We start from the raw sequence: 13,484 nt of genomic DNA on the forward strand, positions 1-13,484 counted from the left end.
CGCAAACATGACAGAGCAACAGGCCGTCGAACAGGCCATGCACTACTTCGACACAGGGGCATTTCGGGCGCTGCTGGCACGCCGGGTCGCCTGCGTCACCGAAAGCCAGCACGCCAGCCGAAAGGCGGCGCTGACGCACTACCTGGAGCAGGAGATAGGGCCACAGCTGGCGGCGATGGGCTTTACGCTGCACCCGTTTGAGAACCCGCAGCCCGACAGCCCGCCGTTTCTGATTGCCACCCGCATTGAAGACCCCGCAAAGCCTGCGCTGCTCTGCTACGGCCACGGCGACGTGGTGTTTGGTGACGATGAAAACTGGCGCGAAGGATTATCGCCCTGGCAGCTCACCGAAGAGGGCGATCGGCTCTATGGCCGCGGCAGCGCGGACAACAAAGGCCAGCACTGCATCAATTTTGCGGCGCTGGAGCAGGTGTGGCAGGCGCGCGGCGGCACGCTGGGCTTTAACTGCAAAATCCTGTTTGAAATGGGCGAGGAGATCAGTTCCCCCGGGCTGGCGGCCATCTGCCAGCAGCAGCAGGCGCTGCTGAAAGCCGATCTCTTCATCGCCTCTGACGGCCCGCGACTCAACGCGCTGCGGCCAACGCTGTTCCTGGGATCGCGCGGCGCGGCCAACTTCCGCCTGACCATTCGTGCGCGCGACAACGCCTATCACTCCGGCAACTGGGGCGGTCTGTTAAGCAATCCCGGCACCCAGCTGGCCAACGCGCTGGCCTGCCTGGTGAACGCGCAGGGCGTGCTGCAGGTTGCCGCGCTGAAGCCGGACTCCCTGACCGACGCGGTGCGTGCCATTCTGCGCGATATCGAACCTGGCGGCATGCCGGGCGATCCGGTGCTGGCTAAAGGCTGGGGCGAACCGGGACTGACGGCAGCCGAGCGTCTTTATGGCTGGAACACCCTGGAGGTGCTGGCCTTCGAGACCGGTAACCCGGCCCGACCAATGAATGCGATTCCCGGCAGCGCCACGGCAGTGTGTCAGCTGCGCTTTGTGGTTGGCACCGACTGGCAGAATCTGGTGCAGCACGTTGAACAGCATCTGCGGCAGCATGGGTTCGACAACGTCAGCGTAGAGTTTATGCGCGGCTCACCAGCCACCCGGCTCGATCCGCAGGATCCGCTGGTGACCTGGGCGCTGGATACCCTGGCCCGCAGCAGCGGTAAGAAACCGGCGCTATTGCCGAATCTGGGCGGCTCACTTCCCAACGAGGTCTTTGCCGATATCCTTGGCCTGCCGACGCTCTGGGTGCCGCACTCCTATCCCGCCTGCGGTCAGCACGGGGTAAACGAACATCTGCTCACCGGCATTGCCCGTGAGGGGCTGGCAATCATGACCCGACTGTTCTGGCAGCTGGGTGAAGAGGGCGAATCGCTGATGGCGCGCCACCACCAGTGGCGGAGGGGGGAACGATGAGCAGCCTGATGCAAGCCGTGTCGCCGGTAAAGCTGGATCTGCATAAAACCCTGTTCGCAACCTGCGTTGGCAACGCGCTGGAGTGGTTCGACATCGCGGTTTACGGTTTTTTCGCCAGCTACATCGCGCACGCCTTTTTTCCGGTCAGCGATCCCTCGGTGTCACTGCTGCTGACCTTTGGCAGCTTCGGCATCGCCTTTCTGATCCGTCCGCTGGGCGCGGTTGTGCTGGGCAACTATGCCGACCGACATGGCCGCAAAAAGGCGCTGCTGTTGTCGATTAACCTGATGATGCTGGGTGGGGCGATTATTACCTTTATGCCGGGTTACGCCACCCTGGGCCTGGCGGCACCGCTGCTGATCCTCCTGGCGCGGCTGATTCAGGGCTTCTCAGCCGGTGGCGAGTTCGGCAGTTCTACCGCCTTTCTGGTGGAGCATTTCCCGGAGCGCAAAGCCTTTATTGCCAGCTGGCAGTTTGCGACCCAGGGGGCCAGCACGCTGATGGCATCAGCGTTTGGGCTGGGACTGACCCACTGGCTGAACGACAGTGAGATTCAGGCGTGGGGCTGGCGTATTCCGTTTGCTTTCGGCCTGCTGATCGGGCCACTGGGGGTCTACATCCGTCGTCATGTGCAGGAGCCGGCCAGCTTCGCCACCCAGGAGAAGGAGGCTGCGCCGCTGAAGACGCTGTTCGGCCAGCAGAAGATGCTGATTACGCTGGCGATTGGCGTGATGGTCATCTCAACCGCCGTGAACTATATGCTTAACTATATCCCGACCTACGCCACCCGAACGTTGCATCTGCCGGGAAGCGTGGCCTTCACCGCGACGCTGGTGGCGGGCATTATTCTGACCGTAGTGACCCCGCTGATGGGCCTATGGGCGGAGCGCATCGGCCGGTTGCCGCTGATGTGGGGCGCGCTGCTGTTACTGATGATCACCATCTATCCCGCTTTCCGGGGCATGGTCAGCCACACCACCTCTACCACGCTCATCCTGCTGGTGGCATGGATGGCGCTGCTGAAGTCGGTCTACTTCTCCACGGTGCCGTCGGTGATGGCCGATCTCTTTCCGGCGACCACCCGCGCCAGCGGCATGGCAATCAGCTACAACGTGGCCGTAACGGTCTTTGGCGGATTTGCGCCACTGATCTGCAGCATGCTGATCACCGCGACCGGCAGCAGCCTGGCGCCAGGCTACTACCTGATGGCGGTGGCGGTACTGAGCGGCCTTGCGCTGCTGCGCTGCCGTCAGCGGGTAGTCTGACAGCGTCCGGCGGTTTTACTGCGCCGCCCCACACGCGCAGATCATAAAACGGCTATTTCTGGCAGCGATGGCGCACCGCATTCAGGACGGTGCGCCATCGCGTGTACCCGCAGGCAGGCACCGGTTCCTCTGAGGGTTAAGCCGGGTTCAGCGCGCAAAATCGCAAGCGATTATCTGAACTGCAGATAGGCGACATGGGTCTGCAGATACTCCTCCAGTCCATGCCTGCCATCGGCCCCGCCGACACCCGATTTGCGCCATCCGGCATGAAAGCCCTGCATCGCCTCAAAGTTTTCGCGGTTCACGTAGGTTTCACCGAATTTCAGCTTTTGCAGCGCCGTCATCGTGGTGTTGAGATCCCGCGTGTAGAGTGAGGAGGTCAGCCCATATTCGCAGTCGTTAGCCAGGGCGATCGCCTCATCCAGCGTGCTGAACTTCATGACCGGCAGGACCGGGCCAAAGATCTCCTCCTGCATGATGGCCATCTCCTGGCGCACGTCGGTCAGCAGCGTGGGCTCAAAGAAAAAGCCTTTCTCGCCGGCACGCCTGCCGCCCAGCACCACGCGAGCGCCGTCCGCGACTGCCTCCGCGACTTTCTGCTCAACCCGATCCCGGGCGGCGGCGGTGATCAGCGGCCCCATATCAATATCCTGGCGTTCGGCAGGATCGCCAAAGGTCACCTGCTGAAATGCCGTGGCCAGCGCAGAGATAAAGCGGTCATAAATGCCCGCCTGCACATAAACACGCTCTGCGCAGTTACAGACCTGACCGCTGTTGATCATCCGCGAATCGGTAATAGCACGCACTGCCAGGTCGATATCGGCATCATCCATGACGATGGCGGGAGCCTTGCCGCCCAGCTCCAGCGAGACCTTAGTGACATTTTTCGCGGCGGCCTGCATGGTCGCGATACCCGCGCCGACGCTACCGGTCAGGCTCACCAGCCCGACGCCCGGGTTAGCCGCCAGCTCCTGGCCCACTTCCGGCCCCAGTCCATAGACGATGTTGATGACGCCGGCGGGCAGGCCGAGCCGGTGGATGATCCCGGCAAACAGCGCGGCGTTATTCGGCGTCAGTTCGCTGGGTTTGATCACGATAGTGTTGCCGGTGATCAGGGCCGGGGCCGCTTTGCGGGCGATCAGGAAGAAAGGGAAGTTCCAGGGCAGGATGCCGGTGGTAACGCCGATGGCCTTTTTAAACAGAAAGATGTTCTCATTGGGGCGATCGCTGTTGATGATCTCCCCCTCATAGCGCCGCGCCCACTCCGCCATATAGTCCAGATAGTCGGCGGTAAACAGCACTTCGGTCTTCGCAAGGCCTTGGGTTTTTCCCCCTTCCGCGACGATGGCGGCGGTAAGTTCAGGTTCCGCCTCACGGATGGCGCTGGCGATCTTATGCAGCCAGACGCCACGCCGGACCGCAGGCAGCGCTTCCCATCCCGGCTGCGCGGCGGCGGCAGCGCGGATGGCGCGGCAGGCATCCTCACGGCTGCCCTGAGGGATGCGTGACAGCAGCGCCTCCGTCGCCGGATTTGTCACCGCAATCCACTGATCACCCTGATGGGTGACAAATTCGCCATTAATGTAATGTTGATGATGCGTTGTCATTTGTTGGCCTCTTCGCTATCGATACGTTGCAGTAATGTGATAGCAGGGTGGAACAGATCGCCCGGCGCAACCTTTGGCTGGCTGCCAGCTACCGGCCCCGGCTGGCAGCCAGTCATAAAACCCGGTGAGTTCTGCGGCAAAATCGGCAATCTGTTGTAAATTTAAAGAGGTGAAACGAGCAGAAAAGGGGGCATTATGGCTAACGGATGGGCATCAGAAGGAGCGGTACAGGAGCAGATTGACAGTACCGTCAACGACGGCATTGAGCGTGTCAGGCAGGCGATCGGCCAGGGCGAGAGCGCAACCGAATGTGAACTCTGTGGCGAGCCGATTCCGGAAGCGCGTCGTCAGGCGCTGAAAGGGGTACGCTACTGCGTGTCGTGCCAGGAGAAGATCGATAAACAGCAGCAGACCAGCAGCTTATATAATCGTCGCGGCAGTAAAGACAGCCAGCTGCGCTGACGTCTAGGAGCCTGGCATCGCCAGGCCGCTGCCGATAAACCACGCCAGAAAGCTCACGCCCGCCACAATGATGGCGATGGGAAACAGAATGCCAATTCTCATTTTCTACCTGCTGAAAACCGCGATTGAGGGGCCGCGATCTTATCATGAGATCTGCAGGCGTGCGCGATGGGTTTTCAGCAGCGTAAAAAGCTGGAACTGCGTGGCATCGTGCTCCTCGCGCAGCACGTCGCCTTTTCTGTAAAGAATATGATGGACGTGACCAAGCTGCCGCCAGACCACAATTGCTGAGGCAATCAGTGCGCAGTGCTGCTCCGCCTGCAGGCACTCAAGGGTAACGTAGTGAGTTTCATCCAGCTGATTAACGAATACCTTTATCGCCTCTGCGGGCAGTATCGCCCGGAGATCATCCAGCATGACCTGGCTCACCGACTGCGAAAGAATCACTGTTAACCACTTCGTTGTCATCCCATTCCCTGATCCCGCTGAGTTTGACCCCGTTTATACGACCTTACCTGGCCGAAATAAAGGCTTCTTTGCCCCTTTGCCACCTGGTAACCGAAGCTGGCAGTCAGCACGAAATTGTGCTGCGCCACACAGCAGAATCGTGAAAAAGGCTGAATAATAAGCAACTTACCTGTTTGCTCCTCCGGTTAACTGACAACGGCGAAACTGTGATCCCTGACGTTCATAACGGGTAAATATTGCCACTCCACGCTGGCTTCCGGCACTTATCTAAAGGCTGAGGAATTCCTGCTGAACGTAGACTGCCTGCTGAGCGGAAGCAGCAGCTTTCCGACAGGCCTTAACCTAACCGGGGAATAACAATGAACAGTGCCATTATCGCGGGTATCTTCTGGCATTTCGTCGGAGCCGCCAGCGCCGCATGCTTCTACGCGCCTTTTAAGCAGGTAAAAAGATGGTCATGGGAAACCATGTGGTCGGTAGGTGGCCTGATGTCGTGGCTCATCCTGCCGTGGGCGGTCAGTGCTGTGTTGCTGCCTGACTTTATGGCTTACTACCGCAGTTTCACGCTGTCACAGCTGATGCCGGTGTTTCTCTTCGGCGCCATGTGGGGCATCGGCAATATTAACTACGGTCTGACCATGCGCTATCTCGGCATGTCGATGGGGATCGGCATCGCCATCGGGATAACTCTGGTGGTCGGCACACTGATGACACCGCTGTTGCAGGGGCGCTTTGGGGAGCTTTTCGCTTCGTCTGGTGGCCGCTTAACCCTGCTGGGGGTGCTGGTGGCGCTGATGGGTGTCGCGATTGTCTCACGCGCCGGATTGTTAAAGGAGCGGGCGCTGGGGATCAACGCCGAAGAGTTTAATCTCAGGAAAGGCCTGTTGCTGGCGGTGATGTGCGGCATCTTCTCCGCCGGTATGTCCTTTGCCATGGATGCGGCGAAACCCATGCATCAGGCCGCCGCCGACCTGGGGATCGATCCGCTCTATGTCGCTTTACCCAGCTACGTGGTCATCATGGGCGGCGGCGCGCTGGTCAATCTGGGCTTCTGTTTCTGGCGGCTGGCGACCCGGCGTGAGCTGTCGCTGCGCAGCGATCTTTCGGTCGCGAAGCCGCTGCTGATCGCGAACATCGCCTTTGCCGTGCTCGGTGGCACCATGTGGTATCTGCAGTTCTTCTTCTACGCCTGGGGACACGCCCGCATTCCCGCGCAATACGATTATGTCAGCTGGATGCTGCACATGAGCCTCTACGTGCTGTGTGGCGGGCTGGTGGGACTGGTCATGAAAGAGTGGAAATCGGCAGGGCGTCGGCCGGTGAGCGTGCTCTCGATCGGCTGCGTGGTGATTATCATCGCCGCTAATATTGTGGGGCTGGGCATGGCGGCCTGATCGGGAACATCCGTGTATTTGTTGATATCGGACGGGCCTGCTCAGCAGGCCCTTTTTAATCTGACTCACTGTTTTTCAGCGTCTGGCGCGGCGCGATAAAACGCTGACGCCAGGCGCTGGGTGTCAGGCCAGTGTCGCGGGTAAAGACTACCGAAAAGTAGTTACTGTCATCAAAGCCGCAGCGGGCGGCGACTTCACCAATCAGGCAGTCCTGAGTGCGCAGAAGATATTTCGCCTGACAAAGCCGCAGCTGACGCAGGTAGTGACCGATGGTCATGCCGGTCTGCTGACGGAAGAGTTGCTTCAGTGCCCGTTCACTGAGCTGGTTATGCTGGCAGAACGCCGCCAGATCAAAGGGGCGGGTAATCGTGCCCTGTAGCGCGGACATCAGCAGATCGAGCTGCTCCCCCTCCGGCAATGCCCAGGGGCGGTCAGCAGCATAGCCGTGGCGACGCAGGATCAGCGCCAGTTGTAAAAACAGCGCTTCCGTGAGCTGCACCGACAGCGGGTCGCTTTTACGGCTCTCACGCTCCAGCTGGCCGATCACGCCACGCGCCAGCGACATGCCGCGGGTGGTCAGACGCCAGCTTGCGGGCGCATCCGGCCCCGGCTGCGGCAGCAGCTGATGCCAGTCGAGCGCAAGGCCAAAGCGATCCCGGCAGTAAAGGATATTATCCAGCACCAGATCGTTGACGCTGTCGTAGCTGTGACAGTCGCTCTCGCGGATATAGAAGACGTCGCCGCAGGTGATCAGCCACGGGCGATCGTTGAGAACGTGCAGGCCGTTGCCGCGCCAGACAATAACGATTTCACTGAACGCGTGCCGGTGCGGCGGGAAAGAGGGCTGGGGCATCCTTTCTGCAATCGCTACCGGCAGGCTGGGCGCGGGAAAATAGTCTTCACGACTGAGGATCAAAGCCATTCCGGGTTCCTTATACCCTCTGCTGACGCTCCGTTCGCGGTGCGCAGCCAAATTCGCGCCTGAACAGGGTAGAGAAGTGGTTACTGTCGCCAAATCCACACTGGAAGGCGATATCGGTAATGCGCATATCGCTGTGACGCAGCAGATGCCGGGCCTGTAACAGCCGCAGTCGGTTCAGATAACGCTGCGGCGTGCTGCCGGTCTGCTGCTTCATCTGGCGGTGCAGGGTGCGCAGCGACAGGGAGAAGCGATCGGCCACCTCATCCCAGACGATCTCATCACTGTAGTGATCGCCCAGCCAGTCGAGCAGGTGATGCAGTCGTGCCTCCTGATCGTGGCGCTGGCCGTCGATGCAGGTCTCACGCAGCAGCAGGAGCAGCTGCAAAAAGAGCTGCTCCTGACGCGCCTGCTTCTCCAGCGACCAGGCATCATCCTGTTGCATCTGCGCGGCCACGTTCAGCGCCTGCGCCATCACTTTATGGTTAAGACGCCAGTGCGGCTGGTAGTGCCCATCCCGATCGCCGGGCAGCAGAGCCTGCAGCCCGGAGAGAAAACGAAATGCGCCGGGGCTGCGATAGAGCACGTTGGTCAGGCAGAGGTTGTCGGTCTGTTCATAAAGATGCCGGTCATGGTCACGGACAAAACAGACGCAACCGGCGCAGAGCGTCTGCGGCTGACCATTAAAAACATGAATGCCCGAGCCCTGCTCAACCAGCACAATCTCATAAAAATCATGATGATGCTCGGGAAAGGCCGGCTGGGGGATACGCGGTTCAATCGCTATCGCGTAATCGCCTTCCGGAAAGAAATCCGCACTGTGCAATATGGTCATGATCGGCTCCCGCTGGTTAACAAAACTTTAACGCAGTCTAATCAGGCGCTGCTTACCTTACCTTGAATTTTCAGCGGCGCTCAGCAGGAATCGCGCTGGTTTTTCAAGATATCCCCGGCAGTTAACAGATTTGCGGCAGGGGTCACATCCTCCTGGGTGCGGGCTCTGTGATCTCCCTCACGAAGTTCTTTGCAGGTCTGCCAGTGCGTCTGCACCGCTGGCACTCCGGGGAAGGTCTTCATGCGGCCAGATTTTTACTCTGTGACGACTTCATCACAGGGAAACACCGCTATGACCCGAAGAAACATTGTTGCTATTGACCTCGGTGCATCCAGCGGTCGCGTCATGCTTGCCGGATGGGATACCGCACAGCGTCATCTCGTGCTGCGTGAGGTCCGGCGCTTTAAAAATCAGCGTCAGCATCGTGCCGGTTATGACTGCTGGGATCTGGCGAGGCTGGAGCAGGAGATACGCGCCGGCCTGGCGCAGCTGGATGACGAGGGGATCGTTCCGGACAGTCTCGGGATCGACACCTGGGGCGTGGATATGGTGCTGCTGGATGCAGAGGGCGAACGGGTGGGCGAAGCGGTCAGCTATCGCGATGCACGCACCCACGGCCTGATGGAGCAGGCCGAACAGACGCTGAGCCGCAGCGCCATCTACGCCCGGACCGGCATTCAGTTTCTGCCGTTTAATACGCTCTATCAGATGCGCGCCCTGCATCAGCAGCAGCCCGACTGGCACGCGCGCGTGGCCCACGCGCTGATGATCCCCGACTATCTGCACTACCGTCTGACCGGTAATCTGAACTGGGAGTACACCAATGCCACTACCACGCAGATGCTTAACCTTAATACGGGCGAATGGGATCGTGATTTGCTGGCCTGGGCGGGCGCAGAGCCGCATTGGTTCAGGCAGCCGCAGGCACCGGGCAACACTGTCGGCCACTGGCTCAACCGCACCGGAATAGCGGTGCCGGTGATCGCGGTCGCCACCCACGACACCGCCAGCGCCGTGCTGGCAACGCCACTGATGCAGGAGGATGCGGCCTATCTCAGTTCCGGTACCTGGTCGCTGATGGGCTTTGAGAGCCTGCAGCCCTATGCCTGCGAGGCCGCACTGCGCGCCAACATTACCAATGAAGGAGGCGCGGAGGGGTATCGTGTGCTGAAAAACATCATGGGCCTGTGGCTGCTGCAGCGCATCTGCGCTGAACTGCAGATTGAGGATCTCGGCGCGCTGATCGACGAAACGGCCCGCCAGCCCGCCTGTGTGTCGCTCATCAGCCCCAACGCGGCCCGCTTCATCAATCCTGACAGTATGGTCCGGGAGATCCAGAACGCCTGCGCCGGGCAGGGGATGCCCGTGCCGCAATCGGCCGCCGCGCTGGCGCGCTGTATTTTTGACAGCCTGGCGCTGCTCTATCGTGAGGTGATCCAGGAGCTGGCCGCGCTGCGTGGCAAGCCTTTCACGCAGCTGCATGTGGTAGGCGGCGGCAGTCAGAACCGCTTTCTGAATCAGCTCTGCGCCGATGCCTGTCAGATCCCGGTTCTGGCCGGGCCGGTTGAAGCCTCCACGCTGGGAAACGTCGGCGGTCAGCTGATTGCGCTGGGTGAACTGACTGACGTGGCCGATTTTCGCCGTAGCGTTACCCGCAACTTCCCGCTTGAAACTTTTGAACCGCAACCGCACAGCGTCTTCCGTGCCAGTCAGGCGCGCTTCGCGACGCTAAGCCAACCCGCTAAGGAACCCGCTTATGACTAAGCAGATTGAACAGGCTTTTGAACTGGCTAAACAACGCTACGCCGACTGTGGGGTGGATGCTGAACAGGCCCTCTGCCAGCTGGACAGGATTCCGGTTTCCATGCACTGCTGGCAGGGCGATGATGTCCGTGGATTTGAGGATCCGCAGGCCGCATTAACCGGCGGTATTCAGGCAACCGGGAATTACCCCGGCCGGGCACGGAATGCAGGCGAACTCCGCAGCGATATCGACAAGGCGATGTCACTGATCCCGGGCGTTAAGCGTCTGAACCTGCACGCGCTCTATCTGGAAAGTGACAAGCCGGTCGCGCGGGATGCGATCGAACCCGTGCATTTCGCTAACTGGGTGGCGTGGGCGAAAGAGCGCCACCTGGGGCTGGATTTTAACCCCAGCTGCTTCTCGCATCCGCTCAGCGCCGACGGTTTTACGCTGTCACACCCCGACAAGAGCGTGCGTCAGTTCTGGATAGATCACTGCAAGGCGAGCCGCCGCATCTCCGCCTCCTTTGGTGAGCAGCTCGGTACGCCCTCGGTGATGAACATCTGGGTGCCGGACGGCATGAAAGATATCACTGTGGATCGGCTGGCGCCGCGTCAGCGTCTGCTGAGCGCCCTGGATGACGTGATCGCAGAGAAGCTTAACCCGCAGCACCATATCGATGCGGTCGAGAGCAAGCTGTTCGGCATCGGCGCAGAGAGCTATACCGTCGGCTCGAATGAGTTTTACCTGGGGTACGCCGTCAGCCGCCAGACGGCGCTCTGCCTGGACGCCGGCCACTTCCATCCCACCGAAGTGATCTCCGACAAAATCTCGGCGGCGATGCTCTATGTGCCGCGCCTGCTGCTGCATGTCAGCCGTCCGGTGCGCTGGGACAGCGACCATGTGGTGCTGCTGGATGATGAAACCCAGGCGATCGCCAGCGAGATCGTTCGTCATCAGCTGTCCGACAGGGTGCATATCGGGCTCGACTTCTTCGACGCCTCTATCAACCGGATCGCCGCCTGGGTGATCGGCACCCGCAACACGCAGAAAGCGCTGCTGCGCGCCCTGCTGGAGCCAACCGAACGCCTGCGCCAGGCCGAAAGCAGCGGCGATTACACTACCCGACTGGCGCTGTTGGAAGAGCAGAAATCTCTGCCGTGGCAGGCGGTATGGGAGGCGTGGTGCCTGCGGCATGACGTCCCGGCGGATGCCAGCTGGTTAGGCGATGTCCGTCATTACGAACAACAGATCTTGAGCCAACGTTAAGGATTTCACTATGCAAAGCATTCTTTCTTCCGGGTTTGTTAAAGGAATGGTCAAAGCGACCAGCGATATGTGGCTGAAGGGCTGGGATGAACGAAACGGCGGCAACGTCAGCCTGCGTCTGCGAGAGGAGGAGGTCAGCCCCTTTGCCGCCGACTTTTATCCGTCACCGCGCTGTGTTGAGCTGAGCCAGCCCGCCCCGGCGCTGGCGAACGACTGGTTCCTGGTCACCGGGTCAGGAAAATTCATGCGTAACGTCCAGCTCGATCCGGCAGATTGTCTGGCGCTGCTGCAGGTCGATGACAAAGGGCTTTCGTTTAAAATTCACTGGGGGCTGTCGAATGGCGGCTTACCGACCTCGGAGCTGGCGTCACACTTCCAGTCTCACGCGGTGCGCAAAGCGGTCAGCGGGGGCGCGGACAGGGTAATCATGCACTGCCATGCCACCCACTTTATGGCCCTGAGCTATGTCGTTGAGCTGGATTCTGCCCGACTGACCCGCCTGCTCTGGGAGGGCAGTACCGAATGTCTGGTGGTCTTCCCGGATGGCGTCGGTGTGCTGCCGTGGATGGTGCCAGGCACCGATGAAATTGGCAGCGCCACCGCCGGGCAGATGCAGTCGCACACCCTGGTGATGTGGCCGTTTCACGGTATCTTCGGCACCGGACCGACCCTGGACGAAGCCTTTGGCCTGATCGACACGGCAGAAAAATCGTCCGAGGTGATCGTGAAAGTGCTGTCGATGGGCGGCATCCGGCAGAGTATTACCACCGAACAGCTGGTTGCGCTGGGCGAACGTTTCGGCGTTACTCCGTGGCAACCGGCGCTGGATGCGGGGCCGGCCAATGCTGCGTAAAGCCTTTGTGATGCAGGTGAATCCTGACTGTCATGCGGAGTATGCGCGTCGTCACGCGCCGATCTGGCCTGAACTTGCAGAGACCCTGAAAGCGCATGGCGCGCACAATTACGCCATCTGGCTGGACGCCGGGCGAAACCTGCTGTTTGCCAGCGTGGAGATTGCGTCAGAAGAACGCTGGAACGCGGTGGCGCAGACAGAGGTCTGCCAGCGCTGGTGGGCCTCCATGAAGGATCTGATGCCGTCGAATGCCGACAACAGTCCCATCAGCCAGCCGCTGGAACCGGTGTTTTTCCTGCGCTGAAATGAAAAGGGCGGCCACGCCGCCCTGATGTCTCAGCCCCTGGCCCGGCACAGACCCGTCAGGGTAGGCCACATTGCCATCAGCGTATCAATGATGCTCTCCAGATCTTCACGATCCGCGCCTTCGCGCGCACGCACCGACATCCCCTGCAGCATGCAGCCCAGATAGCGGGAGAGCGCCGGAATGTTGACCGCCTCGCCCAGTTCTCCGCGCTGCTGACGCGCCAGCAGGAAATCTTTCAGCCCATGTTCCTGCAGCTGATGCTGCTGTTGCAGCATGGCGGCAATCTCGGTGGACGCCGCCGACAGCGCAGAGGAGGTGCAGATAAAGAAGCAGCCGCCGGGCGAGTCGCGCCCGGTGAAACAGGCGGCGGTGGCGCGGAAATAGGCGTCAATGGCCCGATCCACCGCCAGCCGATCGTCGGCTAACGCTGTGTCTCGCTCCGCGCTGAACTTCTCGATGTAGCGTTCCATCGCGGCACGAAACAGGCCCTCTTTATTCACAAACTCGGCGTAGAGCGTGGGCGCTTTCGCGCCGGTCGCTGCCACTAGGTCAGCCAGCGAGGTGCCTTCATAGCCGTGCGTCCAGAACAGGGTCAGTGCTTTATCGAGAGCGGCATCGCGGTCGAACACTTTTGGCCGGCCACGGCATTTTTTTACATCGCCATCCTGAACCTGATGCATACATCCTCACTTTCTCTGAAACAGAGTATTAAATTACCGATCATTATAAAAACGTGCAAGGCCTGCAGAAATTCATGGCGACAGCCGTTGCCATTTTGTGCGTTCGCGCCCCGTTTTCGCTCCTGAGGTTAAGTCAGAAAAGGGGTTGAAGCCCATAATCACGCCACTTCGCGATTAAAATAACGCTCATTAAATAAATGTTGACGATCCGCGGCGCCAGGATCTATCATTTATTTAACGGTCGTTAATTAA

At 60.2% G+C, this 13,484-nt stretch carries 14 protein-coding genes; 8 read left to right on the plus strand and 6 right to left on the minus strand.

Annotation, left to right across the window (positions count from 1 at the left end; all coding sequences use genetic code 11):
• Positions 1 to 7 precede the first annotated feature (7 nt).
• Positions 8 to 1,429, plus strand: coding sequence for a M20 family metallopeptidase (locus RT657_RS00645; protein WP_313651560.1), 1,422 nt, complete (start codon positions 8 to 10; stop codon positions 1,427 to 1,429).
• Positions 1,426 to 2,694: an MFS transporter gene (locus RT657_RS00650; RefSeq protein ID WP_313651562.1), complete on the plus strand. Its 1,269-nt coding sequence runs from the start codon at positions 1,426 to 1,428 to the stop codon at positions 2,692 to 2,694. Before RT657_RS00645 ends, RT657_RS00650 begins: the two co-directional genes overlap by 4 nt.
• Positions 2,695 to 2,864: 170 nt before the next feature.
• On the opposite strand, the gene aldA is transcribed toward RT657_RS00650, so the two are convergent.
• Entirely contained in the window at positions 2,865 to 4,301 is a 1,437-nt protein-coding gene (gene aldA / locus RT657_RS00655) for an aldehyde dehydrogenase (RefSeq protein WP_313651564.1), read from the minus strand.
• A 195-nt stretch (positions 4,302 to 4,496) separates the two neighbouring features.
• On the opposite strand from aldA, the gene RT657_RS00660 reads away from it, so the two are divergent.
• Positions 4,497 to 4,763, plus strand: coding sequence for a DksA/TraR family C4-type zinc finger protein (locus RT657_RS00660; protein WP_313651566.1), 267 nt, complete (start codon positions 4,497 to 4,499; stop codon positions 4,761 to 4,763).
• A gap of 3 nt (positions 4,764 to 4,766) precedes the next feature.
• Here RT657_RS00660 and RT657_RS00665 read toward each other — a convergent pair whose 3' ends face one another.
• Positions 4,767 to 4,865: a YoaK family small membrane protein gene (locus RT657_RS00665; RefSeq protein WP_139805882.1), complete on the minus strand. Its 99-nt coding sequence runs from the start codon at positions 4,863 to 4,865 to the stop codon at positions 4,767 to 4,769.
• 42 nt (positions 4,866 to 4,907) lie between these two features.
• Entirely contained in the window at positions 4,908 to 5,231 is a 324-nt protein-coding gene (locus tag RT657_RS00670) for a hypothetical protein (RefSeq protein WP_313651570.1), read from the minus strand.
• A 359-nt stretch (positions 5,232 to 5,590) separates the two neighbouring features.
• Between RT657_RS00670 and rhaT the strand changes: the two genes are divergently transcribed.
• Entirely contained in the window at positions 5,591 to 6,625 is a 1,035-nt protein-coding gene (gene rhaT, locus RT657_RS00675; RefSeq protein WP_313651572.1) for an L-rhamnose/proton symporter RhaT, read from the plus strand.
• 55 nt (positions 6,626 to 6,680) lie between these two features.
• Here rhaT and rhaR read toward each other — a convergent pair whose 3' ends face one another.
• Both rhaR and rhaS read right to left on the minus strand, forming a co-directional pair.
• Positions 6,681 to 7,547 (minus strand): HTH-type transcriptional activator RhaR, encoded by an 867-nt coding sequence (rhaR, locus tag RT657_RS00680; protein WP_313651574.1) that lies wholly within the window; start codon positions 7,545 to 7,547, stop codon positions 6,681 to 6,683.
• Between the two features lie 10 nt (positions 7,548 to 7,557).
• A complete protein-coding gene (rhaS, locus tag RT657_RS00685; RefSeq protein ID WP_313651576.1) occupies positions 7,558 to 8,379 on the minus strand; it encodes an HTH-type transcriptional activator RhaS in 822 nt (273 codons plus the stop codon).
• A 291-nt stretch (positions 8,380 to 8,670) separates the two neighbouring features.
• Here rhaS and rhaB point away from each other — a divergent pair, with 291 nt between their 5' ends.
• Genes rhaB through rhaM form a run of 4 tightly spaced genes read left to right on the plus strand, consistent with a single transcriptional unit; the run spans position 8,671 to position 12,549 of the window.
• Complete coding sequence (rhaB, locus tag RT657_RS00690; protein WP_313651578.1) at positions 8,671 to 10,143, plus strand: rhamnulokinase; 1,473 nt, start codon at positions 8,671 to 8,673, stop codon at positions 10,141 to 10,143.
• Positions 10,136 to 11,392, plus strand: a complete 1,257-nt coding sequence (locus tag RT657_RS00695) for an L-rhamnose isomerase (RefSeq protein WP_313651580.1) — start codon at positions 10,136 to 10,138, stop codon at positions 11,390 to 11,392. Before rhaB ends, RT657_RS00695 begins: the two co-directional genes overlap by 8 nt.
• A 10-nt stretch (positions 11,393 to 11,402) precedes the next feature.
• Positions 11,403 to 12,245 carry a rhamnulose-1-phosphate aldolase gene (gene rhaD, locus RT657_RS00700; RefSeq protein ID WP_313651582.1) on the plus strand — a complete coding sequence of 281 codons (843 nt, stop codon included), beginning with the start codon at positions 11,403 to 11,405 and terminating at the stop codon, positions 12,243 to 12,245.
• Positions 12,235 to 12,549, plus strand: coding sequence for an L-rhamnose mutarotase (gene rhaM, locus RT657_RS00705; protein WP_313651584.1), 315 nt, complete (start codon positions 12,235 to 12,237; stop codon positions 12,547 to 12,549). Before rhaD ends, rhaM begins: the two co-directional genes overlap by 11 nt.
• Before the next feature lie 32 nt (positions 12,550 to 12,581).
• On the opposite strand, the gene RT657_RS00710 is transcribed toward rhaM, so the two are convergent.
• Entirely contained in the window at positions 12,582 to 13,232 is a 651-nt protein-coding gene (locus RT657_RS00710) for a TetR/AcrR family transcriptional regulator (RefSeq protein WP_313651586.1), read from the minus strand.
• Positions 13,233 to 13,484: the final 252 nt, after the last annotated feature.

Source organism: Pantoea sp. (genome assembly GCF_032114055.1).
GTDB lineage: Bacteria > Pseudomonadota > Gammaproteobacteria > Enterobacterales > Enterobacteriaceae > Pantoea.